17 protein-coding genes and 3 pseudogenes are annotated in these 25,956 nt (G+C 53.6%); 3 read left to right on the forward strand and 17 right to left on the reverse strand.

Annotated elements, in window-relative coordinates; all coding sequences use genetic code 11:
- Positions 1–2: 2 nt before the first annotated feature.
- The 11 genes and pseudogenes from carB to bioH form a co-directional block, all read right to left on the reverse strand.
- Positions 3–755: a carboxymethylproline synthase gene (gene carB / locus NAL19_RS19605; RefSeq protein WP_263058205.1), complete on the reverse strand. Its 753-nt coding sequence runs from the start codon at positions 753–755 to the stop codon at positions 3–5.
- Between the two features lie 2 nt (positions 756–757).
- Positions 758–2,267: pseudogene (gene carA / locus NAL19_RS19610) on the reverse strand (carbapenam-3-carboxylate synthase).
- Positions 2,268–2,447: 180 nt separating this feature from the next.
- A pseudogene (gene carR, locus NAL19_RS19615) lies at positions 2,448–3,181 on the reverse strand (carbapenem biosynthesis transcriptional regulator CarR).
- A 443-nt stretch (positions 3,182–3,624) separates the two neighbouring features.
- A complete protein-coding gene (locus NAL19_RS19620; protein WP_263058208.1) occupies positions 3,625–5,058 on the reverse strand; it encodes an FtsX-like permease family protein in 1,434 nt (477 codons plus the stop codon).
- A complete protein-coding gene (locus tag NAL19_RS19625) occupies positions 5,055–5,747 on the reverse strand; it encodes an ABC transporter ATP-binding protein (RefSeq protein WP_225086045.1) in 693 nt (230 codons plus the stop codon). The genes NAL19_RS19620 and NAL19_RS19625 overlap by 4 nt, the downstream gene beginning before the upstream one ends.
- A gap of 8 nt (positions 5,748–5,755) precedes the next feature.
- Positions 5,756–6,235 (reverse strand): hypothetical protein, encoded by a 480-nt coding sequence (locus NAL19_RS19630; RefSeq protein ID WP_263058209.1) that lies wholly within the window; start codon positions 6,233–6,235, stop codon positions 5,756–5,758.
- 12 nt (positions 6,236–6,247) lie between these two features.
- Positions 6,248–7,993, reverse strand: coding sequence for an alkaline phosphatase (locus tag NAL19_RS19635; protein WP_225086047.1), 1,746 nt, complete (start codon positions 7,991–7,993; stop codon positions 6,248–6,250).
- A 79-nt stretch (positions 7,994–8,072) separates the two neighbouring features.
- Entirely contained in the window at positions 8,073–8,558 is a 486-nt protein-coding gene (locus NAL19_RS19640) for a type II toxin-antitoxin system YhaV family toxin (RefSeq protein ID WP_225086048.1), read from the reverse strand.
- 5 nt (positions 8,559–8,563) lie between these two features.
- On the reverse strand, positions 8,564–8,908 hold the full coding sequence (locus NAL19_RS19645; protein WP_225086049.1) for a type II toxin-antitoxin system PrlF family antitoxin: 345 nt from the start codon (positions 8,906–8,908) through the stop codon (positions 8,564–8,566).
- Positions 8,909–9,106: 198 nt separating this feature from the next.
- Positions 9,107–12,232 (reverse strand): multidrug efflux RND transporter permease AcrD, encoded by a 3,126-nt coding sequence (acrD, locus tag NAL19_RS19650; RefSeq protein ID WP_263058210.1) that lies wholly within the window; start codon positions 12,230–12,232, stop codon positions 9,107–9,109.
- Between the two features lie 309 nt (positions 12,233–12,541).
- Positions 12,542–13,309: a pimeloyl-ACP methyl ester esterase BioH gene (bioH, locus tag NAL19_RS19655; protein ID WP_225086051.1), complete on the reverse strand. Its 768-nt coding sequence runs from the start codon at positions 13,307–13,309 to the stop codon at positions 12,542–12,544.
- A gap of 45 nt (positions 13,310–13,354) precedes the next feature.
- Between bioH and gntX the strand changes: the two genes are divergently transcribed.
- Both gntX and nfuA read left to right on the forward strand, forming a co-directional pair.
- Complete coding sequence (gene gntX / locus NAL19_RS19660) at positions 13,355–14,056, forward strand: DNA utilization protein GntX (protein WP_263058211.1); 702 nt, start codon at positions 13,355–13,357, stop codon at positions 14,054–14,056.
- A gap of 60 nt (positions 14,057–14,116) precedes the next feature.
- Positions 14,117–14,692: a Fe-S biogenesis protein NfuA gene (gene nfuA, locus NAL19_RS19665; RefSeq protein WP_015842023.1), complete on the forward strand. Its 576-nt coding sequence runs from the start codon at positions 14,117–14,119 to the stop codon at positions 14,690–14,692.
- A gap of 69 nt (positions 14,693–14,761) precedes the next feature.
- Here nfuA and malQ read toward each other — a convergent pair whose 3' ends face one another.
- The 5 genes and pseudogenes from malQ to glpE form a co-directional block, all read right to left on the reverse strand.
- Positions 14,762–16,846 carry a 4-alpha-glucanotransferase gene (malQ, locus tag NAL19_RS19670; RefSeq protein WP_263058212.1) on the reverse strand — a complete coding sequence of 695 codons (2,085 nt, stop codon included), beginning with the start codon at positions 16,844–16,846 and terminating at the stop codon, positions 14,762–14,764.
- 12 nt (positions 16,847–16,858) lie between these two features.
- Entirely contained in the window at positions 16,859–19,381 is a 2,523-nt protein-coding gene (gene malP, locus NAL19_RS19675) for a maltodextrin phosphorylase (RefSeq protein ID WP_225086056.1), read from the reverse strand.
- A 42-nt stretch (positions 19,382–19,423) separates the two neighbouring features.
- A complete protein-coding gene (locus NAL19_RS19680) occupies positions 19,424–20,182 on the reverse strand; it encodes a DeoR/GlpR family transcriptional regulator (protein ID WP_225086057.1) in 759 nt (252 codons plus the stop codon).
- A gap of 24 nt (positions 20,183–20,206) precedes the next feature.
- Positions 20,207–21,039, reverse strand: a pseudogene (gene glpG / locus NAL19_RS19685) (rhomboid family intramembrane serine protease GlpG).
- Positions 21,040–21,105: 66 nt separating this feature from the next.
- The gene (gene glpE / locus NAL19_RS19690) at positions 21,106–21,429 is read right to left on the reverse strand and encodes a thiosulfate sulfurtransferase GlpE (RefSeq protein WP_263058213.1); all 324 of its coding nucleotides are present in this window, start codon (positions 21,427–21,429) and stop codon (positions 21,106–21,108) included.
- A 444-nt stretch (positions 21,430–21,873) separates the two neighbouring features.
- Here glpE and glpD point away from each other — a divergent pair, with 444 nt between their 5' ends.
- Positions 21,874–23,376 carry a glycerol-3-phosphate dehydrogenase gene (glpD, locus tag NAL19_RS19695; protein ID WP_225086060.1) on the forward strand — a complete coding sequence of 501 codons (1,503 nt, stop codon included), beginning with the start codon at positions 21,874–21,876 and terminating at the stop codon, positions 23,374–23,376.
- Between the two features lie 89 nt (positions 23,377–23,465).
- On the opposite strand, the gene glgP is transcribed toward glpD, so the two are convergent.
- Positions 23,466–25,913: a glycogen phosphorylase gene (gene glgP, locus NAL19_RS19700; protein WP_263058214.1), complete on the reverse strand. Its 2,448-nt coding sequence runs from the start codon at positions 25,911–25,913 to the stop codon at positions 23,466–23,468.
- Positions 25,914–25,956: the final 43 nt, after the last annotated feature.

Genomic DNA, 25,956 nt, shown 5'->3' on the forward strand with positions numbered 1-25,956 from the left:
CCTCAGTATTTTTTGCCAAGCACATTTTTGAAATGTCCCTGAGCGTCACGAGCCTGGAACGCTGCCTTATGGACAGCTTTGGAAGCGTCACGGGTTTGTTCCAGTAGATGGATGAACGGCTTGTTGACCGCTCGCTTCGTATTGATGAATGCAGAAGCCGGGTAGCTGGCCATCACGTGCGCCTGTGTGATAGCGGCATCCAGCAGCGCACTGCTCTCCACCACCTGATTAACCAGCCGATAGTCCACACAGCGTGGAGCATCGAGCGACTGGCACTGGTAGATGATTTCCTGCATTGTGCTAAATCCGTGGGTGAACCCCAGGATGGCCGCCCCAACCGAGCACCCGATACCATGCTTAAGTTCCGGCATCACAAAACTTGCTGTCGACGCCATCAGTCTCTGGTCAAACATCAGCGCGAATTGGAACCCCATACCAATCGCATAGCCATCCACCGCTGCAATCGTCGGTTTATGCACATTCAGGACGGCCTGATACAAATCAATCACGCGGTCAATCCATTCTTCGATGTCCTCACTGCGCGATAGCTGCTTAACTTCGTTGAAATCTCCGCCAGCGGAAAAGGAACGCTCGGCTCCGCCATACACCACGACAGCTTGCACACTGTCGTCAGCGTTGGCTCGCGCCAGCGCGTCCTTCACGCTGGTCTCCAGCGAACGACTAAAGGGGTTATGCTTGTTCGGATGATCGAGTGTGATCACCCGGACCTCACCGAAATTCTCTTCCAAAACCATAGTTAATCCTTTTTAATCAGTTCTTTAAGCTGAGATGGCGTCACATCTGTAATGGAGAGACGGCCACGGAGGAAGGCTTGATAAACACGGTAGGTAAAGCGACTTTTGGTCTGATAGTTATCAACCGTTGAGCCGAGAACATTCGCAAAGGCCTGATTGACGGAGGAACCTTCGTGAATGCCGATTTTCTTGCGCCAGACAATGTCTTTCGGCAGCAATTGCAGCGAATCGGCATATTCACGCAGGATGTTTTTGACTTCGTTGTCGAAAATTTTGTAATCAGGATGTAGCGCATGACACAGAGAGATTAAGGAATGGCTCCAGAAGGGGTGGCGAATATCAATGCCGTAACGGGAAGCACCGTGGGTAGCAAATTCCCCCGTCCAACGCGTCCGGTACACTTGCTCGGCAAGCAGCTGGTTCGGGTTGTCATAATGGGCTCCCGGCTTCAGTATGCCGCCAAAGAGCAGGTCGGAACCATATCCGGTCAGCATGCAAGACACCTGCCCCTGCGCCTGACGATATACATTGAACAACCCGGATTGGATTTCAGCGGATAAGCCGTCAAATATTTCGTTGTAATAGATGGATTCGATGATGCCGTTGATCACCTCGGTTTCGGACAGAATTTTCACCTGATGATGTGTACCGAGTGCATCAGCAACCTGTTGAGAAAACTCAAACTCATTGCTGAGTTCCGTACCAATCGAATACGTATTCAACTTTTTGAAATGACGACTGGCGAGTGCCGTTACCAGGCTGGAATCCAGACCGCCGGATAAGGGAATACCTACGGTATCAAAGCGGGGCGCTAAATCCTCAAGCGGCGCATTAAGGTAGCGTTCAATCAATGCCAGCAGCGGTTCACGCGGAAGCGCTAACAATTGGTTGCTGGCGGGAGTGGTCAGCGTGCGGCTTTCAACGAAAGAACACCCTTCGCTATCGTGCGTAAGGACGTGCACCGCACCCGGTTTAAGACGCTGCGCATTTTTCACCGGCGTATAGGTATCCGCCCGCATCAGCGACTGACACACCAACGCCTCCTCTTCAAACCACAGCGTATTCTCACCTTCTGCCGCAGTCACCAGTTTCAAGCTGTTGGTCACCCAGGTTTTTTTTCCCTGTACAACATGAACCGGCGAGAAACCACGCGACTCGGTAATCACCGTCAATTCGCCGTTTGGTTCATCAATGAAAAAGCAGAAATCACCTTCAGCCAGCGCCAGTGCATTCGCACCCAGACGCGTGAACAGCAACGCTAACAGCTCGGCATCATTTGCCAGATAAGCCTCGCCTTCCCACACGCCGGCCAATCCGCTCAGAAACGTCCGATTGTACAGCGAGCCTATTAGGTAGGCCGATCCTCTTTCCATCTCACACTTCTGATAATGGCCATTCTGTTCGATAAAGATAGCCATTAGATAATGCTTCGCCCTTTCCGTCGAAGTCGCGTTGGATATTATTTATATCGGTATCAGAACCTTTATAAACAACGCAAAAACTATTGCTCACAGTAATAACCCTTACCTTAATAACAACATGAGAGAAAACAACGTTTGTATTCGTCACGTATCATAGAAAAGGCAAAGGTAAATATTAACCGTGTAAAAGTTCAGCTACTGTATTTCTTTTAGATAGGGAGTAACTATTCTTTTGGATAGGTTCCTCCCTAATAGCAAGTATTAATACACGCTAGCGGGTATCCATATGCTTCATCACGACAGATTCACAAGGGGAATGGAAAAGATTTAACTCAAGTGCTTTAGTTATAGCATGGCGGGAATTGATAACATCCAACTTACGAACTGAGTTGTTAATGTGGAACTTAACGGTGACCTCACTGATACCTAATATACGAGAAACCTCTTTGTAAGTTCGTCCACTACTAACCTGGAAAAGCACTTCGGTTTCACGCGGGGAGAGTAAGGCGTTTCTTGAATTATCGGGGGGATTATCTTGGTCGTTGATAGCTCGCTGATAGGCCATCACTTTTTCATGTACATTCACCAGTAACATCTGTAAATCATTTTCATGATTTTTCATACATTTTTCGAAATCCCCATCTTCCAGGTGATTCGCTATACTCAGTGTCGCCACATTATTATCATGGTCGTGCAAAACAAAGGTATAACCTGAACTTATATCGTGCTGTACAGAAGAAATAAAGACATCCTGATTCTTGGCTCTTAGCGTCACAAGATCATTATCATCCCAGGAAAATGGCGTGATCCGAGCTAATGAGGCAACAATGATAGGATCACTCAGAAACATCTCTTTTTTATATACTCCTTCATCCATGCTTCTGGATAATTCGAAATAATATAAGGTTGGCTGGTAGAGTTTTTACTCATCATAAAATAAGAAAACCATACATCACCGACTCCTTTCAACTTCCTTTTGATAAACGAATGGATTTCATGATCCATGTTACCCTCTCTTACCGACTTTGCTCAATGATAAAAAACTATCTCCCAAAGAGTAAATGTAATTATTTTTAGTTATACAGAATATAATCATTAATATCTAACAGGGACGAAAAATATCAATTAACACACAAATAGTCAACATTTTATACACATGTTTTTCCGCGATGAATAATTAATATCGTTATTATATATAGAAATATTATTTCCCTCAGATGAATAATATTAACACTATTATTGTTCGTTATTTATCCTATGACATACACAGCTTGATATTGTGCAAAATTCAAACACACAGCCTAAGGAAAGGCTACATACCAATAGACACAGGCATTTTTTCGTGAGGGCAGCCAGAGCGTGTTCAGAAACGAACAAGAAAGGAAGTGAAAAAATAGCACCGGGCGCAGAAACCACACGCCCGATGCTAATACGGCTATAGTAGAGGCTTACTCACCACGTAGCGCCGTAGCAGGAGATTGGCGGTAAGACAGCATCGCGGGGATGGTGAGTACCACGGCGGCGATAAGCAACAGGAGCAGGACGAAATGGATGTCTTCCCATTCCAACGTCACTGGCAGGACAAAGCCGCTTTTTTCGCTCATGACCACCGCAATCGCACGGGCAGCCAGATAGCCCAGACCAACGCCCAGCAGTACGCCGACACTCACCAGCGACATCAGCCCGCTCCAAATCAGCGTGAAAATACCGTAGCGCGGTGCGCCAAAGGCACGGAGTGCGCCAATCTGTTTCTGCCGCTGCCGCAGGTGGATAACCGCCACCATCGCCACCGCGACGCCGACTAACCCCTGCGTGCCCAGCGAGATATAGGTCAGCAGCTCACGAATATCACCCAACAGCGAGTACAGCTTCACCAGCACTTCGCCGGGGAACACCGCCAGCGTCGTGTTACTGCGATACAGTGACCGCAACTGATAAGCACCCGCGATCGTTTTTGGTTTAACGACGATAGCAGGCAAGCCCGCCTGATGCGCGTGTCCATGCGCTTCTGCTTCGCCGTGCTCGTCATCGTGTGAAGCCGTTACTGGCTGAGCGACATCAGCATGATGATCATCACTTTCCACACCTTCCGCTGGATGAGCGTCGTTGTGATGCTCACCTTGCACATGTGCGGTTTCATCATGATCGTGTGCATGGCCGTCATGTTCCCCCTCATGCTCATGCGTTTCATGATCGGCATGTTCGTCATGGTCGTGATCATCGTGATGCGCATCGTCCGCACCATCATCGTCCACACCATGCGGTGGATGGATGCCGTGCACCCGCCACACTGCATTCACCGGTACCAGAATCGCTTTATCCCACGCGCTGCCGTCAGCAGGTAACACGCCGACCACGGTGTAGGTGACGTCATCGTGCGCATGCGCCCCTTCCGTCCCCACCTGACCATGAATCGGGCTGAACGTGCTCCCCACTCTCAGCCCCGTTTGCTCGCCGACTACGGCTTCAAAGTCATCGTTGAACACGCGTCCGGCGATGAGCTGCCGCTTACCGTTATCCGTAACCAGCGGTGGTGTAGTACCGACAATCGGCATTCCCTGATAGAAATCACCAAACGCGACCGGGGCCGCCCAGGCCACCAGCGGGTTCTTTTCCAGATCGGCCAGCACCTGCGCAGGAATCAGCGTCAGCGCGGACGGTTGCAAAAACACGGATGACAGCACCAGTTGGGTTTCACTCCCCGGCGCGCCGATCACCAAATCGAAACGGTCAGCGGCTTTGGCACTGCCCATGCGCAGCGCCCTTTCCTGCAAACTCACCGAAATACTTAACGCTGTCGCCATCGCGATCAGCAACACCACGACCAGCACACCCGGCCAGAGCCGACGCCAGTCGACCCAGATAAGACGCCAAGGAATCATGCGCGATCCTCCTGATACGGCGTGTCCGCCACGAGGCGTCCTTTTTCCAGTTGGATACAGCGCGACATCTGCGAAGCCAGACGCGCATCGTGCGTAATGGCAATAAGCGTGGCGCGACTATCGCGCGCTAGCGTCACCAGCAGATCGGCAATCTGCTCGCCGCTCTGCGCATCCAGACTGGCTGTTGGTTCATCAGCAACGATAATATCTGGCTTGCTGAGCAACGCTCTCGCCACGGCAACCCGTTGCTTCTCGCCGCGTGATAGCACTTCGATCGGGCGTTTCGCGGTATCCAGCCCCACCTGAGCCAGCAAATCCGCCGCCCGCTGTTTGAGCGACGCCGGTATCCGCCAGTGGTGAAACTGCGCGGGCAGTAAGACGTTTTCCAACGCATTCAGACCGGGGAACAGATGGAAATCCTGCATCACCAGCCCGATGTGTTGTGCCCGCCAGCGGTCGCGTTCCGCTTCGTTCATCTGCCAGATATCCTGCTTTTCCCACTGCACACAGCCCGTTCCGCTGTGATCCATCCCAGTGATGGCATTCACCAGCGTGGTCTTACCGGAACCAGAAGGCCCCATCACCGCGACCCGCTCGCCAGAACGAATAGACAGCGCGGGAATATCCAGCACCGCCTCGGACGTATCGGGAAAGGTCACACTCAGGTGTTGAATCAATAGCTCCGCCATCGGCGCTCCTAAAGGGTATCGAACGTGGCTTCACGCAGTCGCAACAGGCTGACAAAACCCGTTTCAGGATCGGTCCACGAACCGTGTTCCAGCACGCCTTCAACTTCAATCATGGTGTTGTTCTGTACGAAGGTCTGACGTTTGGCGAGATAGACGACGACAATATCTTCAGGCCAGTCCGCATCAGACGAACAGAAGGGGCACAGCGCCATTGGCATTTTGGTTAAGACAAAGAATTGTGACTCCGCCTTGAGCGGCGGTGCCATAAAGCCGCGCATCTTGACCCGTTTACCGGAGAGCGCTTTGACGTCATTGGAGAATTCCAGACCCAGCACGCCGTAAGAGGCATACAGCTTATCGAAGGAAAGTTCAGACTGCGCGGCCTTCACCGGGGCAATACCACCGAGAAGGAGGAGCACCAGCACCGTGCGCAACCAAGAGAATAAAAGCGGGGTTGCCCCCGCTTTGCTGCATTTCGCATTATTCATCGCGTTGCCGGATTACTTTTTGTCCTGCGGTTTAACCGCAAGCGCGTCCACAATCACCCGGAACAGGTCGGTGTTTTCCATGTAGCCACGGATACGTTCTGCACCTGGACCACTAGCCTGAATCACCATATCGTCAACGGCATGAACGCCCGTGTCAGAAGAGCGTGGCAGAATCCCTTCGCGGAATACCGCACCTTCCACTTTCTCGTAGGCTTTGTTGGCAACATATTCATCTTTTTCGTTCTTGATAGCAGGAACGAACTGGCCATCCAGCTTCGGACGGAACGTTTCGTAATAATCCGGAAAGTTGTTGAAGAACACGGCAAGACGTTTAGACACGTTCAGATCATCCGGGTAGCCGTCTTTGTTGGCATCCTGATAGTTTGGGTAGCCCGCTTCTTCATACACGCCGACTTTCTCACGCATCTCCGTGCCCGGCTTGTTGTCATCCACGGTACCGATGATAGACAGACCGTGAGTATGGTCACCCGTCACGATAATCATCGTATCCGGGTTTTTCTCGGCGAATTTCTTCGCGATAGCCACAGACTGATCCAGCATGATGGTGTTGGTGAAAGCACGTTCCCAATCCAGCGGGTGCGAGGCTTTGTCGATCAGCGCGGATTCCACCATCAGGAAGAAGCCGTCTTTGTTTTTGGACAGCACATCCAGCGCCGCCTGCGTCATGTCCGTCAGGTCAGGCTGGTTAGGGAATTTCTTGGCGACATCGTTTTTCAGGAAACGACGATCCATCACACCATCCAGATTGCCGGTATGGAACAGCCCCAGCAGCTTGGTGGCCTGCGCCGCGTTTTTCTTCAGAGAATCCGCATCGGTCACCAATGAGTAGCCCGCCTGCTGGAACTTCTCAACGTAGTTGGTTTCGTCTTTACGTTTAGAGCCCGGCGTGCTTTTCGGCAGGAAGTAGGCAGAACCGCCGCCCAGCATGACGGTAGGCTGCACGTTGTAGAACATCTCAACGATTTCCGCTTTATCCGCACGACGACGAGTGTGAGAGACGACCGCCGCTGGCGTAGCATCCTGAAGTTCAGCATCGCTGACGACGCCGACAGACATCTTGGTAGAACGTGTTAACAGCTCACCCAGCGTTTCCTGCTTCGGGTGCTCCAATGAGTTTTTGCTACGGCTGACGTACACACCCAGCGCGTTCACACCGGATTTGTGACCGGTCATGTAGGCACTCATGGTGTTGGCGCTGTCGGCCGCGATAGAGTCAGTACTGGATGTGCCGGCAAACGCCATATATTGCAGGTCATCAATCGCCAGACGACCGTCTGCCTTCCCTTCCGTCACTCCTTTGGACAAGATGCGCGCACCGGTGCGGTGTGCAACGGACAGGCCATCGCCGATGAACAGAATCACGTTTTTGGCTTTACGCGTACCGGACGCCTGATAAACCTCCCAGTTCACCTGCGTCTTTTTGCCCTTGGCTTCGGCCTCTACCACATACTTACCTGCTTCCGGTAAGTTCACATCACGCAGCCAGATCGTGGAAGCATTGCCGCCGTCTTCACGCTCAACAAACGACGCCGTTTTGCCCAGCACCTGCTGGTAATCTTTGCCGTTGATCAGAATGCGGATATCTTCCGGCTTGAGCACTTCATCAAACTCGACTTTAAAATCGAATTTTCCGCCTGCCAGCATCGTGGCGCGGTCAATGGGATAAATAGCCTGAGCCTGCACCATCCCCGGTAAAGCAGCAGAAATCAGTAAAGGCAGTAACCAGCGAGCTTTCATTGTTATGTCCTTGGTTGCGTAATTTAGCAGTAAATAACGTAGTTACCTTTTTTTACAGTTTGATGAATTTCCTTAAAAATTATGGCCGCACGAGCATTTGCGTAAGCATGGTCTCCTTATAGGATTCAGCAAGCAATTGCTTCCAATCTCCCGGAGGATTCCCGCTTGCTAGCATGCCGCTAAAAACTTTATAAGCATCATGCTGATCGCCATATGCTCGTTTAGTGTCTGAATCATTGACCCAGGCAAGGATGATAGTTTTATGTTTCTCGCTATAGCGAAAAAATAACCGATACTGACCCAGAAATTTTGCCCTGAACCAATGTTTGTTGCCTTCGCCTAACGTATCGCCTTGTCTAAACTTCGTCTGGGACGGATCGCCACAAATCTCAGTACGGATGACTTTGACTATTGCAGCCAATAGCTTAGTTGCCTGCTTTTTCTGATAAGATTCTGGGTGTTTTTTTCTCAATTGTTCAACTTCAACAATAAGAGACTCAAACTGCACATCAAAACAAGGATGCGTAAATAGCTGCCACCCATTTATTACTCGCTTATCAACCATTTTGCTCACTCGTCGTCAGTAAGCGGTGCATCCAGATCAATATCCATCCCTGCGGTTAACACACTGGCACGTGACATAAGCGATTGATCAAACGGCTTAATATTTTCTGGATGATGTTGCATATCTTCAGCCAAAAAATGCAGAAAACGATGAATAACGGGATCGTCATCTACAGCCTCTTCACGCCGACTGATCAGCACCTGCCCACCCGGTAGCACGCTATAATGAATGTACTCCCCAGGTTGCAGGTTCATGGCATCACGCACAGACGATGGAATCGTTGTCTGACTACGCGCCGTTAAGCGGCTATCGGCGCGCAACAATACATCCGCTGATTTTAAATTAAACATTTTTTAACCCTCAGTATCGCGTGACTGAACTCGTGTTAAGTATTAAATGTTATCGGTTAAAACAACCGAATCATGGCGAATAACACCAGGTTAGCGTATTCACTCTCTATGTTGGAATGCCGTAATTACGCGATACACAATCAGTGTAATGCACTTGCATTACTAGAGCAATGCAAATGCATTATATTTTTATTGGGTTTATTCCACTGATTTCGACACCTTCTCCTTTAACGGGAAGCGACGCCGTACAACGACAAAGAACAGCGGCACGAAGAAAATCGCGAGGAAAGTCGCAGCAAGCATACCGCCGATCACCCCCGTACCCACCGCATGCTGGCTGGCCGAACCCGCGCCGCTGCTGATCGCCATCGGCAGAACACCGAAAATAAATGCCAGCGATGTCATCAATATCGGCCGCAGTCTCTGGCGGGAGGCTTCCAGCGTAGCCTCAACCAGATCCTTCCCTTTCTGGTTCATTTCGTTGGCGAATTCCACTATCAAGATGGCGTTCTTCGCCGATAGCCCGACTACCGTCAGTAGCCCAACCTGAAAATAGACATCGTTTTCCAGACCGCGTGCCCAGGTTGCCACCAGCGCCCCCAGCACGCCCATCGGCACCACCAGCATGACGGAAAACGGCACCGTCCAGCTTTCATACAGCGCGGCCAGACACAGAAACACCACCAGCAGAGAAATCGCATACAGCGCCGGCGCCTGCGCCCCGCTCAGCCGCTCCTGCAACGACATGCCCGTCCACTCTAAGCCAAAGCCTTCCGGCAACTTCGCCACCAGCGATTCCATGATCGTCATGGCAGTACCGGTACTGACGCCCGGCATCGCTTCACCGACAATCTCCAGCGAGGAATAACCGTTGTAACGCTCAAGACGCGGCGAGCCGGTTTCCCAGACGGTTTGCGCAAAGGCGCTGAACGGCACCATGCCGCCACGGTTGTTACGCACATACCATTTGCTGATGTCGTCCGGCAGCATACGGAACTTCGCCGCCGCCTGAACGTAAACTTTCTTCACCCTGCCACGGTCAAGGAAATCATTGACATAGGTCGATCCCCAGCCCGTTTTCAGCGTGCTGTTAAGGTCATCCACCGACACACCCAGCGCCTGTGCTTTACGCTGATCGATATGAATCCGCAGTTGCGAGCTGTCATCCAGACCATTGTGGCGCACGCGCGTCAGTTCGGGGTTACTGTCAGCCATATTTAACAGTTGATCCCGCGCCGCCATCAGTGCGTCGTGCCCCAGCCCAGCGCGATCCTGTAACCGCATGGCGAAACCAGCGGCACTACCCAGCCCGTTAATCGACGGCGGGCTACTGGCAAACACGCGCGCTTCCTGAATATGACGAAAGGCTTTGGTCGCGCGTTCAATCACGGCAAACGAGCTGCTCTCCGGCGTGGTGCGTTCGCTCCAGTCTTTAAGACGTATAAACAGCCGCGCCACGTTTTGCCCGTTTCCGCCCGGCCCTGAACCAATGGTGGAAAACACGGACGTCACCGTGTCTTTTTCCTGCGTGAGATAGTACTGCTCGATCTTGTGAACCACCTGTAAGGTCTGCTGCTGCGTCGCCCCTGGCGGTAGCTGCACTTGTGTCGTGAACACGCCCCGATCTTCCTGCGGCAAAAACGAGGTCGGCAGTCGGAAGAACAGGAAAGCCATAACCCCGATGATGCCCATATACAGCAGCAGCCAGCGTCCGCTGGTAATCAATATCTTGCCGACGCCGCGCTCATACTTCAGCGACGTGCGGGTAAAGCTCCGGTTAAACCAGCCGAAGAACCCTTTGCGGCCATGATGCTGCCCCTTGGCAAGCGGCTTGAGCAGCGTCGCGCACAGCGCAGGCGTCAGAATCATCGCCACCAGCACCGACAGAATCATTGACGTCACAATCGTGATGGAAAACTGGCGGTAGATCGCTCCCGTGGTGCCGCCAAAGAAGGCCATCGGCACAAACACGGCGGACAACACCAGCGCAATCCCGACCAGCGCGCCCTGCACCTGCCCCATTGATTTTCGTGTCGCTTCCCGTGGTGAGAGCCCCTCTTCGCTCATCACCCGTTCGACGTTCTCCACCACCACAATGGCATCATCGACCAGCAGACCAATCGCCAGCACCATCGCGAACATCGTCAGGGTGTTCAGGCTGAACCCACAGACGTACAGCACGGCAAACGTACCGAGCAACACCACCGGCACCGCAATCGTGGGAATCAGCGTGGCACGAAAATTCTGCAAGAACAGGTACATCACCAGAAAAACCAACAGCACCGCTTCAAACAGGGTTTTCACCACATCGGTGATAGAGGCTTTAACAAAAGGGGAGGTTTCAAAAGCGATTTTAGCTTCCAGCCCGTGCGGAAAATAGTGTGATAGTTCCTCGATACGCTCCCTGACACGCTTATCTGTTTCCAGCTCATTCGCGCCAGACGCCAGCGTCACTCCCAAACCAGAAGCGGACTGACCGTTGAAACGACTGAGAAAATCGTAGCGTTCGGCACCCAGTTCGACTTCTGCAACGTTAGCTAACGTCACGGCGGAGCCATCCTGATTGACGCGCAGCGTGATATCACGGAACTGCTGTGGCGTCTGTAGCAGGGATTGTGCATTGATCGTCGCGTTCAGCGCCTGATTGTCCACCGACGGTACGCCACCGACTTGCCCGACCGAAACCTGACTGTTCTGCGATTCGATGGCGCGTACCACGTCGCTGGTGGTCAGCGCATAGTCCATCAGTTTGGCCGGATCCAGCCAGATGCGCATCGCATACTGCGATCCATACGCAGAAACTTCACCCACCCCGCTGATACGGCTAATCGGTTCCTGAATATTCGTCGCAACATAATCAGCGATATCCTGCTTGTCCATACTGCCATCGGTAGACACAAACGCGACCATCAGGATATTGGTATCGCCCGTTTTGCTCACGGTGACACCCTGCTGTTGGACTTCCTGTGGCAACTTGCGAATAGCGGATTGAAGCTGGTTTTGCACCTGCTGGCGAGCTTCATCAGGATCGGTACCCGCCTCGAAGGTCAGCATAACGCGCGCTTGCCCGGTATTGCTGCTGTCTGAGGCCATGTACATCAGGTTATCCAGCCCGGTCATACTCTGCTCAATAACCTGCGTAACGGTATTTTCCAGCGTTTGCGCCGATGCACCGGGATAGCTCGCCGTAATCCGCACGCTGGGTGGAGCCAGATCGGGATACTGTTCCAGCGGTAATGACTTGATGGCTAACATACCGCACAGGCTGAGAAGGATAGCCAGCACCCACGCAAAAATAGGACGGTCGACAAAAAAATTCGCCATCGCTTCTATACTCCTCAGCCATATTTTAATGTGGCTGCTTTATGAGCAGCCTACTTATGATCGTTCAGAACAGGATCCACTAACCCCAGAGAAAAAACCTGTGCACAGGATAATGCTGCTCTTTTAAGGATCGAGATACCGGGGGCTACCACGGTGCGAGGTCTCCCTACGGGAACCTCATCACCGTGTTTCCCCCTAAATCCACGCTTAAGTGAACAATATGACTGCGCATAAGGTGACAAATTACCTTAACTGCCGACATCGGCTAAATCGTGGAGAAATTGAGGAGAAAATGTAAATTATCGTCGTCTAGGCCTGAGCGAACGCGATCACCTGCTCGGTAAAGGCATCGGGATGCGAGATAAACGGCGCATGCGCGGCCTTTGGCATCACCGCCGACGTCGAATTCGCCCACTGCTCATCCAGCAATCCAGCGACTTTGCGCGGCACCAGCCCGTCTAGCGCACCATAAAGCCGCAGGAACGGCACGGCCAAGTCGGCTAACGGCTGACGTAAATCCGCTTCACGCAATATGGCCAACCCACCGTTTAATACCTCGACGGACGGCATTGGCTGTTCCAGCACCACGCTTTTTAATAGTCGGGCATCCTGCCGTGCGCTCTCCGTTCCCAGCGTTTGCAGCGCCAAAAACCGCTCGACCGTACGCTGGAAATCTTCACTGAGCTGCTGCTGAAACCCCTGCAAGACGTCCGGCTTGATACCCGGCCAGCCGTCCTGTGCGCTGAAACAGGGCGACGATGCCACGGTAATCAGCTTTTCCACGCGCTCAGGCGCGCGCCACGCAATCTGGCTGGCAACCAATCCGCCCAGCGACCAGCCTAGCCAGACGGCACGTTCCGGTGCCTGCGCTAATACCTTCGCCGCCATGTCACTCAGCGACATCGGTCCAAACCCCTGACTCCTGCCATAACCCGGCAGATCGACCCTATGCAGACGAAAATGCGGGGCGAGTCGCGCAATAATGCTTTGCCATACCTGCGCATTCAATCCCCACCCGTGCAGCAACACAAGATCCGTGTTTCCTGCACCTTCGGTCTGCCAATACAACGCTGCCATCCGTTATCTTCCTTACTCAGGGAAAAACATTTTTAGGGAAAAAATATGTTAACCATCACCGCCCGCTGCTGGCTATGTTTATTACCGCTTCATCGTAGTCGGCAAGGCATTTGCTCGTACTGCCAGCGCCATTTGCCGCGTCTGCCCGCCTGCTGCCCACGTTGTGGCTTGCCCTCCGGCGACACAGCGCGTCAGTGCGGGCGCTGCCTGCAAAATCCACCGCCCTGGCAATCGCTCACCTTTATCAGCGACTATGTACCGCCGTTTAACACGCTGCTGAAACAGTTTAAGTTCCACGGTAAAACCGAGCTGGCAGCCGTGCTCGCCCGGCAACTCTTACTGCGCTGGCAAATGACCTACCGCGAGCGGAAACTCACCGGACAGGTTCCCCTGTTCCGCCCTGACCGTCTGTTCACCGTTCCTCTGCACCGAAACCGTCAGTGGCATCGCGGCTTCAACCAGACCGCGTTGCTCGCCCGTCCTCTCGCCCGCTGGCTGAACTGTGCTTATGACCCCCGCGAATTGCAGCGCACTCGGCGCACATCGCTACAGCAAACGCTCAGCGCCAGCGCGCGGCGGCGGAACCTGCGGGGCGCATTCTCGTGTGATATTTCGCTGTCCGGGCAACAGGTGGTGTTACTGGATGATGTGGTCACGACGGGCAGTACCGCCGCGGAAATCAGCAGGCTGCTGCTGGCTCAAGGTGCGGCGGGCGTTCAGGTCTGGTGTGTGTGCCGCACCTTGTAGTTGGGGGGAGGATGGGCGTATTATAACCGACAAGTGCAGTCAACTATTGAGCTTACTATTATGATCCGTATTACCGATGCTGCTCAGGAGCATTTCCTGAAACTGTTGGCAAAACAGGAAGAAGGCACACAGATTCGCGTATTTGTTATCAATCCAGGTACGCCAAACGCCGAGTGCGGCGTCTCGTATTGCCCGCCGGATGCCGTAGAAGCCAGCGATACCGTACTGAAGTTTGAAAAGATTTCTGCCTACGTAGACGAACTCAGCGCACCTTATCTTGAAGACGCTGAAATCGACTTCGTGACTGACCAGTTAGGTTCTCAGCTCACGCTGAAAGCGCCAAACGCCAAAATGCGTAAAGTGGACGACAGCGCCCCGCTGATGGAACGCGTTGAGTATGTGCTGCAATCGCAAATCAACCCACAGCTGGCTGGCCACGGCGGCCGCGTAACGCTGATGGAAATTACCGATGACGGCATGGCGATTCTGCAATTTGGCGGCGGCTGTAACGGCTGTTCTATGGTCGATTACACGCTGAAAGAAGGGATCGAGAAAGAGCTGCTAGAAAAATTCCCTGAGCTGAAAGGCGTGAGAGATCTCACCGAACACCAGCGCGGCGAACACTCCTACTACTAATCCTCTCTCCTGCTGATTTATCCTTCGGCATCCTCCCCGGCTTAGGGGAGGATGCGTATTCATTCTGCCTTAGGCTTTCTGCGTTTTCATCGGCGCGCCACGACGCAAATCCATATCCCGAACCAGCCGTTCAAGGCAACGGTCAGCGAAGATCGACTCTAGCGGGCGCGTGAGCTTGCGTCGCCAGTTGGGGTATTCACGATTGGTGCCCGGCACATTGACCGGTGTCGCCATATCCAGCCAGTCTTCCAGTTGGAACCCGACCAGTGCGCTTGCGCTATCGGCGACATACCGATGAACACCGCGACTCAGCGGCGCGCCCATCGTCGTCAGCGCCGAGTTACGCCCCACCCGCTGCGGCAATAGCCCGAATTCGTGCAACGCGTTGAGCAGCCCCTGTTTCGCCTTCTCACGCTGCTGCATTTGTTCTTGCAGTAACGCTTCCGTCGGGTACAGCCCCAACTCCCGCCCCAGCGATAAATCCACCGTTTGCCAGTAGCCGCGTAGCGTCGGGAGATCGTGCGTCGTAATGGTTGTCATCGCCTGACGCGGGTAGTCTTCCGGTGCGCGGAAGTGATTCTCCTCGTCCTTTTCAAAGAACAGCACCTTGTAAGAATAGATACCGTAGTCATGCAGTTTGCTGATAATTTCCGGCGGCACCGTGCCTAAATCCTCACCGATAATCAGGCAGCGATGACGTTGACTTTCCAGCGCCAGCACCGCCAGCAAATCGTCGACCGGGTAATGCACATAAGCACCGCTACCCGCCGACGCCGCCTTGGGTATCCACCACAGGCGCAAGAGCGCCATCACGTGATCAAGTCGCAACGCACCACAGTGCGCCATGTTACTGCGCAGGACATCGATAAACGGTTGATAGCCGCGAAGCTGCATCATCGTCGGGTTCATCGGCGCGAGCTGCCAGTCTTGTCCCTGTGGTCCAAGCGGGTCCGGCGGTGCGCCAATAGAGGCATCAAGGCAATAGAGCTGCCGTTCATCCCAGGTTTCCGCGCCGCCCTGTGCAACCCCAACGGCTAAATCGCGATACAGGCCGAGCGGCAGGCCAAGCTGTTTACTGTGCGCATAGCACTCCGCGAGTTGCTCATGCGCGACCCATTGCAGCCAGCTGTAGAAGGTAATCTCATCGCTATTTTCACGGCGGAATGACTTCACGGTTTCACTGTGCACGTCATGGTAACTGGCAGGCCATTGGTGCCAGTCCGCGTAGTTCTCGCCCTGCTTTTTCAGATAAGCCTGCAACGCATCAAACGTCGCCTGAAGTTGCAGACTCTGCCCGCCGCTGACAACAAACTGACGAAAAGCACTAATGCGTGGGTCCAGCGCGCTGCGGGTGGTAAAGTAGCGGAACGCCAGCCGTAAGGCGGTCAGTTTAAGCGACGTCACCGGTTCATAATCGACCCAGCGCCCTGCCCGTAACGCGGCAACCGCGCTTTGTGTATCCTCACGGTGCCACCATGCCTGCGCTTCCTCGCTCTGCTGAAAATCATCAATGCGATTCACATCGATATAAATAATATTCAGCCAGTGTCGGGAAGAAGGACTGTAAGGGCTTGCGGCTTCTGGCTGTGCGGGATACAGCGAATGCAGCGGGTTCAGCCCCACAAAGGCACCGCCGCGTCGGGCAATCTGCTCCACCAGTTGGCGCAGGTCGCCAAAGTCCCCGACGCCCCAGTTGTTCTGCGAGCGCAGGGTATAAAGCTGGACGGTAACGCCCCACCAGCGTTTTCCCTGCTGTAAGGCTTCTGGCTCATAGCAGCGGTGCGGCGCGACAATAATTCGGCAGCTCCAGCGCTGGTCGGCCTGCGTCAGCGTCAGGTAGTGATAACCCAGCGGCAACACGCCCGGCAACGCCAGCGTTGAACCTCCCGTTATCTGTCCTTGAATTTGACCGCCGTTTTCATACATCAGCGTCCAGAGGAATTCACCGTGACCAGCAAGCTCGATGATCGCATCCCGGCCCTGCAAAAAGACACGAACAGGCGGCAAAGGCGCATTGCCGCTATCAGAAACGTCCATCATTGCCTGAATCTGGTTTCTGATTGCGGCCGCAACCATGTGCTCTTTGCCATAGGCATCGGTATAGCTTTCCGCGACGCCTGTCTGCTGGCTTGCCAGTTTATCCACCTTGAACACCCTCTCCTTTTCCTAACGATGCGCCTGCCAAATGCGCGTCTGGTAATCATGGATCGCCCGGTCCGAACTGAACATCCCCATTTTGGCGGTATTCAGCACACAGCGGCGCGTCCATTCATCCGGCTCACGGTAAAGCACATCAACACGCTGTTGCACCTCGCAGTACGGTGCAAAATCGGCCATTAACATATAGGGATCGCCCAGCTTCAGCAGGCTATCCAACAACGGGGCAAACGCGTTTTTATCCCCCTGGCTGAACGCGCCGCTCGCTAGCTCATTCAGCACTTCACGCAGCAGCGGCGTCACGGCAAGGTAGTCAGACGGCTCATAGCCCTGCGCCTGCAACGCTTTTACCTGTTCAACGGTGTGGCCGAAAATGAACAGATTGTCTTCACCGACCTGCTGCGCCATTTCCACATTCGCCCCGTCCAACGTGCCGACGGTCAGCGCACCGTTCAGCGCCAGCTTCATATTGCCCGTGCCAGACGCCTCTTTGCCTGCCGTTGAAATCTGCTCAGACACATCCGCAGCAGGAATCATCCGTTCAGCCAGCGAGACGCGATAGTCCGGCGGGAAGACGACCTTAAGGCGATCGTTAACACGGCGATCCTGATTAATGACCGCAGCAACCCGGTTAATGGCGTAAATGATGTTTTTCGCTAATACATAGCCCGGTGCCGCTTTGGCACCGAACAAAAAGACGTGCGGCACTATATCCAGATGCGGATTGTCACGCAATTGACGATATAGCGCGAGAATATGAAGCAGATTCAAATGTTGGCGTTTGTATTCATGCAATCGTTTGATTTGCACATCAAACAGCGCCTGCGGATCGATCACAATGTCGTACTGCTGACGCAGGTAGGTTGCCAATTGCGTTTTATTATCGGCTTTGATTTGTCGATAACGCTCACGAAAGCCGGCATCGTCAGCATAGGGTTCCAGCCCTTGCAGTGCGGGCAAATCATTCACCCACGGCGTGCGCAGCGTATCGTCGATCAGCGCGGACAGCGCCGGGTTACACTGTTTTAGCCAGCGACGTGGCGTAATGCCGTTAGTAACGTTATGGAATTTGGTCGGCCACAGCTGATGGTATTCAGGAAACAGATCTTTCACTACCAGCGCCGAGTGCAGCGCGGCCACGCCGTTGACCGCAAAGCAACTGACGACGCACAGGTTTGCCATGCGAATCTGGCGCTGATGGCGGATGGCGAGCTTCGCCCACACCTGTCGATCGCCGGGCCACTTGTCCTCGACCAGCGCCTTAAACTGCGTATCAATTTGCCGGATGATCGACAGGTGGCGAGGTAGCAGGCGGCCAAACAACCGTTCGTCCCAGCGCTCAAGCGCTTCCGGCATCAGTGTATGGTTGGTATAAGCGAAGGTGCGTCCGGTTATCGACCAGGCTTCATCCCACGGTATCTGATGCTCATCCAGCAGCAGCCGCATCAACTCAGGGATCGCCAGTGTCGGATGAGTATCATTAAGCTGGATGACTTCGTAATCCGGCAGCGTGGACAGTGCACGCCCCGCCTTAAGATGGCGGCGCAGAATATCGGCCACCGAACAGGCACAGTGGAAATACTGCTGCATCAGGCGCAAGCGTTTGCCCGCCGCGTGATTGTCATTCGGATACAGCACGCTGGTCAGGCTGGCGGCAGAAATGCCCGCCTGGGCCGCGCGCAGATAGTGCCCTTCGTTGAATAGCGTCAAATCAAACGGATCGCGATGCGTCGCGCGCCACAGACGCAGCGGCTGCGCGGCGCCGTTGTGATAGCCAATCACCGGCAGGTCACAGGCTTCGCCTCTGAAAACGGTATCCGGCAGCCAGCGCAGGGTGCCGTCCGTCTGGGGTTGCAGACGCCCGCCAAACCCGACATCCACCGCCAGCTCCGCACGCGGTACAAACCACGGATAGGCGTCGCGCTGCCAGTCATCGGCAGTTTCCTGCTGCTTTTCTTGCGCAAAGTGCTGACGAAACAGGCCATACTGATAGTTAAGGCCGTACCCCGTTGCAGGCTGCCCTACCGTCGCCATCGAATCCAGAAAGCAGGACGCCAGCCGACCTAATCCGCCGTTGCCTAAACCCGGATCGGTTTCCTGTTCAAGAATATCGCTCAAATTCAGCCCCTGCTCCGTCAGCGCAGCGGCTACCGCGTCATACCATCCCAGATTCAGCAGGTTGTTGCCCGTCAGACGACCGGGCAAGAACTCCATCGACAGGTAGTTCACATGACGCTGAGGCGTATGGGCAGTGGACGGCGTTGGCGACGCGGTATGCATCAGCAATTGTTCAGACAGCGCAAGGCTGACGGCACGCCAGCACTGTACTGGCGTCATCGCGTTAAGCGACGCGACGCCAGCGAGTCGCTGTTGGCGTCGCAGCGCGGCGGCAAATTCTGATGCATCAAAGGCAATGGGGGGAGGAGCGGAAGACACGGGCTGCGCTAAAGCCTCTGGCTTTTTTGCCGTCGCTGAACGCGTTGACGATCCTGATCGCTTTGCAGAACTCGGCTTTCTTGAAGAATCTGACATCGTGCCTCCTCCGTTGTCCGTCATGGAAAAGGCACATCGGGCTCAACACAACTCCAACTGTACCTTATGTTGTTCAATGATTTTCAGTACGCTGGCTGGTGGTGACTGATCGGTAAAAAGATAGTCGATCAAATCCATGTTGCCCAAGTTCACCATCGCATTACGGCCAAACTTGGAATGATCCGTCACCAGCATGACGCAGCGAGAATTTTCAATAATCGCCCGTTTTGTGCGCACTTCATGGTAATCAAACTCCAGTAATGACCCATCCATGTCAATACCGCTGATGCCCAAAATGCCGAAATCCAGACGGAACTGAGAGATAAAATCCAGCGTCGCCTCACCCATGATACCGCCATCGCGGGTACGCACTTCGCCACCGGCGAGAATCAGGCGAAAGTCCTCTTTTGCCGTCAGCAACGTTGCCACGTTCAGATTATTGGTCACCACGCGCAGATCCTTATGCTGCATGAGCGCATAGGCCACCGCTTCAGGCGTCGTGCCGATGTCGATAAACAAGGTGGCGCCATCTGGAATCTGGCTCGCCACCCGACGGGCAATGCGCGCTTTTTCGTCCGACCACATCATTTTACGGTCATGGTAGGCCGTATTGACTGAACTGGACGGCAAAGCCGCGCCGCCGTGGTGGCGATGGATTTTATTCTGCTCAGCCAAATCGTTCAGATCGCGACGGATGGTCTGCGGGCTCACCGCAAAATGATCCACCAGCTCTTCAGTACTGACATACCCCTGCCGACGCACCAGTTCAATAATGGCGTCATGCCGTTGTGTCTGCTTCACATTTATCCCCTAAGACGCCCCGGTTTACCGGGGGTTTGTTTTATTATACGTGTCCCAAAAGGCCATCAATAGCCCGACAACCAGCCCAGCCACATGCGCCGCGTTCGCGATCGACATGCCTAAAATATCGAAATATCCGGCAACCAGCCACAGTAAAGCGAAGGCCATCAGACTACGCGGCATCGATAAGTCGCCATCTGGCTCCCTTTCTCCTCGCAGCCAGACGTAGCCCATCAGGGCATAAACCACGCCAGACAAACCGCCAAAATAGATACCGCTGAACCAGGACTGCGCCCAGCCGCTGACCAGCGCGGAAACCAGCGTGATGACCAGCAGTTTGCCGGTTCCCAGCACTTTTTCAACCGGCCCGCCCAGATACCACCACCACATCAGATTGAACAAAATGTGCAGCAGGGAAAGTGCAACAAAGCATGACTGAACCAGCGCCACAGCTGTAGCTGCTGCCCCTCCGCCGGAAACGCCAGCCACGTCATTACGCTCTCATAGCCTGAGATCTGCATCAGGATAAACACCGCAATCGTTACAACCATCACGGATAACGTCAGCGGCCCTGCCTTTTGTTTCAGCGTTTGCAGGTAAGAATAACGTTGGTATTGAATACCGGTATCCATCGATCCGGTTTGCCAACTGGCCGCCAAATAGCGCGGGTTCATCGGGTCACGCAGAAAAATCTCCAGCGCTTCCTGAACCTTGCCGAGTTGGGTTTCATCCTCCAGCCACAGCTCAGCTTCATGCCCCTGAGGCCGCATTTCCAGATGAACCTGCTGCGTACGCATATAATCAACAAATGCCTGAGCCAGACGCGGGTTGGAGAGAGCAATAACGCGGATTGTCATAACAGGAAGCGCCAGCGAGTGGGTTGAGTAAGAAACATGATAATAAAAATGCTAATTGTCATGCGCTCAGGCCTGCGCCTGCGTGTCTTGCGGGTAGCGATGTTGCCAGGCTTCAAAGCCACCATCGATACTGTACACCGCATCGAACCCCAGGCTAATCAGGTACTGTGCCGCATTGCGGCTGCTAATACCGTGGTAGCAAATCACCATGACCGGTGCTTCTAAATCAGCGCCACGCACAAAGTCAGACAGGGTTTCGTTCGTCAGGTGCGTCGCACCGGGAACATGGGCTGCGGCAAAGCTCTGTGGATCGCGAATATCAACGACGACGCCCCCTTCCTGCCAGCGAGAATGGGCTTGCTCAAGACTAATAGCTTCAAATTGTTCCATCGAAAGTGACAACCTTGTTAATAATGGACAGGATGTTCGTAACAACTGGCGTCATTGTAACCCGCCTTCAGCGGCATAAAACCTATATGATTATAAGGTTATTTATAAAAACAGTGCTTCACTAACGTGAAGCGTGATGACAAAACAGCACAACCCCAGCCAAATCCCCTAATGCCGATCGTTTAAGCATCGAGATACACGGGGCGACCACAGGGGGATGCCTCCCTGCGGGAACCTCCCCCTGTGTTTCCCCCTAATAACGGGCTTAAGTGACCAGTATTAGCCTAATACCCCTTACTTTAATGTGACAACTATCATCATATTGTTAGCTTCATCACGCATAAATGTTTTTATTTGGTTAACCATTGGCTGATTTGTTTGTTTTCGATTATTATAATGCTCGAAAACGAACATTTTGATTTATTCGAGGGTGGAGGAAGAAACGTGGAAACCAAAGATCTCATCGTTATCGGCGGCGGAATTAACGGTGCAGGCATCGCCGCAGATGCGGCTGGGCGGGGGTTATCAGTCCTGTTGTTGGAAGCGCAGGATCTTGCCTGTGCCACGTCCTCCGCCAGCTCCAAGCTGATTCACGGCGGCCTGCGTTACCTTGAGCACTATGAGTTTCGTTTGGTCAGCGAAGCGCTGTCTGAGCGCGAAACGCTGCTGAAAATGGCTCCGCACATTATTTTCCCGATGCGCTTTCGTTTGCCCCATCAACCGCACCTGCGCCCGGCCTGGATGATTCGCATCGGCCTGTTCATGTACGACAACATTGGTAAACGCGTTAGCCTGCCTGCCAGTAAGGGACTGAAATTCGGCGCGGATTCCGTGCTTAAGCCTGAACTGAAGCAAGGCTTTGAATATTCGGACTGCTGGGTAGACGATGCACGTCTGGTGGTGTTAAACGCGCAGGAAGTGACAAAACGCGGCGGTGAAGTCCGTACCCGCACCAAAGTCACCCGTGCACGTCGTGAGCAAGGCGTGTGGATTGTGGATGCGGTCGATTCACTAACCGGTGAAACCTTCACCTGGCGTGCCAAAGGTCTGGTGAACGCCACCGGCCCGTGGGTGAAAGAATTCTTTGATGACGGCCTGCAACTGAAATCGCCTTACGGCATCCGTTTGATCAAAGGCAGCCACATCGTGGTGCCAAAAGTCCATAACCAGCCGCAGGCGTATATTCTGCAAAACAAAGATCACCGTATTGTGTTCGTGATCCCGTGGCAGGATGACTACTCGATCATCGGTACGACCGACGTGGAATACAAAGGCAATCCACACGATGTGAAGATCGACGATAACGAAGTCGGCTACCTGCTGGATGTGTATAACGACCATTTCAAACAGCAGTTGACGCGTGACGACATCGTCTGGACTTACTCCGGCGTGCGTCCACTGTGTGATGACGAGTCCGATTCTCCGCAGGCGATTACCCGTGATTACACGCTGTCTGTCGATGATGACAACGGTCAGGCTCCACTGCTTTCCGTGTTTGGCGGCAAGCTGACGACGTACCGTAAGCTGGCAGAACACGCGCTGGAGAAGCTGCACAAATACTATCCGCAAGCGGGTAAAGCCTGGACGAAAGATGCAGTATTGCCGGGTGGTGATATCGCTGGCACGCGTGACGACTATGCCGCTGCGCTGCGTCGTCGCTTCAACCTGCCGGAATCACTGGCGCGCCGTTACAGCCGCACTTACGGTTCAAACAGCGAGCTGATTCTGACTAACGTGCAAGGCCTCGGCGATCTGGGTGAAGATTTCGGTCATGACCTGTATGAAGCGGAACTGCGCTATCTGGTCGAGAAAGAGTGGGCCGTCACGCTGGACGACGTCATCTGGCGCCGCACCAAGCTGGGCATGCGCCTGAATGACGCACAGAAACAACGCATCAGCGACTGGTTAGCCAACCACCGCCAACAGCAAATGGCAAAAGCGGGTTAATCAGCAGTTACCGCAAGCGTCTTTTACTGCCGCAAATACAAAAGCGCCGTAGGCAAAAACCTACGGCGCTTTTTCATCTCAATGCACAATCACAACCGTATCGGTTTGATATTCCAGATATCCTCTGCATATTCGCCGATGGTGCGGTCAGACGAGAAATAGCCCATGTTGGCAATATTCTGGACGGCACAGCGCGCCCATTCGTCCTTTTTCTCATACAGCTCATCCACCCGATCCTGTGTATCCACATAGCTGCGATAGTCCGCCAGTAGCTGGTAGTAATCGCCAAAATTCACCAGTGAATCAAACAGGTCACTGTAGCGTCGGCTGTCATCAGGGCTGAAGACGCCTGTAGTAATTTGTGTCAGCACACGGCGCAGTTCTTCATCCTGATCGTAATACTGTCGCGGGTTATAGCCGCTCTGGCGCAGCGCTTCGACCTGCTCAGCCGTATTGCCGAAGATAAACATGTTCTCTTCACCAATATGTTCTAGCATTTCGACATTAGCCCCATCCAACGTACCGATCGTCAGCGCACCGTTCAGGGCAAACTTCATGTTACTGGTCCCGGATGCTTCCGTCCCCGCCAGCGAGATCTGCTCAGAGAGATCCGCCGCCGGAATGATTAACTGCGCCAGACTCACGCTGTAGTTCGGGATGAAGACCACTTTCAGCCGATCGTGCAATGCCGGATCGTTATTGATCACCTTGGCGACGTCGTTGATCAGGTTAATGATGTGCTTCGCCATGTAATAGGCCGATGCCGCCTTGCCCGCAAAGATGGCAACGCGCGGTACACGATCAACATCAGGATCGTCTTTAATGCGGTTATAGAGCGTAATGATGTGCAACACATTCAGTAATTGCCGTTTGTATTCGTGAATGCGCTTAATCTGCACATCAAACAGCGACTCAGGGTTAACCACAATATTCAGGTTTTCCGCCATATAAGTCGCTAAGCGCACTTTGTTCTTCAGCTTCACCTTACGGATTTTCTGCACAAACGCCGGATAATCGATGTGCTGTTTCAATTCGCTCAACTGACTCAGATCGGTGCGCCAGTTGTGGCCTATGGTGTCGTCCAGCAGTTTGGAGAGCGATGGGTTAGCCAGAGCCAGCCAGCGCCGTGGCGTCACGCCGTTGGTCTTGTTACAGAATCGATTAGGGAAGAGGCGGGCGAAATCGGCAAACAGAGATTGCACCATCAGGTCCGAATGCAGCTCCGATACGCCGTTGACCTTATGGCTGGCGACCACGGCCAGCCACGCCATCCGCACCTTACGCCCGTTGTTTTCATCAATGATGGAAACCCGCGCCAGCAGATCGTTGTCATCCGGGGCTTCTTTCTGGACGTATTCCAGAAAATGTTCGTTGATTTCGAAAATCAATTGCAGATGGCGCGGCAGAATTTTACCCAGCATATCGACAGGCCAGGTTTCCAGCGCTTCCTGCATCAGCGTATGGTTGGTGTAGGAGAAGACTTTTCTCACCACCGTCCACGCTTCTATCCATTTGAATTTGTGCTCATCGATCAGCAGACGCATCAACTCAGGGATGGCCAGCACCGGATGCGTATCGTTCAGGTGGATAGCGAACTTCTCCGCCAAATTGCTGTACGTTTTATGCATCATCCAGTGACGGTTCAGGATGTCCTGCACCGTGGCCGAAACCAGAAAATATTCCTGACGCAAACGCAGTTCGCGGCCTGAATAGGTGGAATCATCGGGATACAGCACACGCGACACGTTTTCCGAGTGGTTTTTATCTTCTACCGCCGCAAAATAGTCGCCCTGATTGAATTTACCCAGATTGATTTCGTTACTGGCCTGTGCGCCCCATAGACGCAGTGTATTGGTGGCATCCGTATCAAAACCGGGAATGATTTGGTCGTAAGCACACGCGATAACTTCTTCCGTTTCCAGCCAGCGCATTTTGCTGCCTTCCTGCTGGATACGGCCGCCGAAGCGCACTTTGTAGCGCGTGCTGTGGCGCGGGAATTCCCACGCGTTGCCGTATTCCAACCAGTAGTCCGGCGATTCCGCCTGCTTACCGTTAACGATATTCTGTTTGAACATGCCATATTCGTAGCGAATACCGTAGCCGCGTCCCGGCAGCGCCATCGTTGCCAGCGAATCCAGGAAACAGGCCGCCAAACGCCCCAGGCCACCGTTCCCTAAGCCGGGGTCATTTTCTTCCTGTAGCAGATCGTCCAGTTCCAGCCCCATGCCATCCAACGCCGCTTTCAGATCGTCATACAATCCCATCGCCAGCAGCGCGTTCGACAGCGTCCGCCCCAGCAAGAATTCCATCGACAGGTAATAGACCTGCCGCACATCCTGCGAAAGCTGTGCACGGTTCGAGCGCAACCAGCGTTCCACCATCCGGTCACGCACGGCTAGCAACGTGGCGTTCAGCCAGTCATGTTTATTCGCAATGGAGGGATCTTTCCCCACGCTAAACATGAGCTTGTAAGCAATAGAGTGTTTCAGCGCTTCCACACTGAGCGTTGGTGAAGTATAGATAAACGGCGAGTTCATAATATTCATTCCCAAGTGAGTGTTACCCTACCCTGTCGTTTTC

It is taken from the genome of Pectobacterium sp. F1-1 (assembly GCF_025643735.1).
Taxonomy (GTDB): domain Bacteria; phylum Pseudomonadota; class Gammaproteobacteria; order Enterobacterales; family Enterobacteriaceae; genus Pectobacterium; species Pectobacterium colocasium.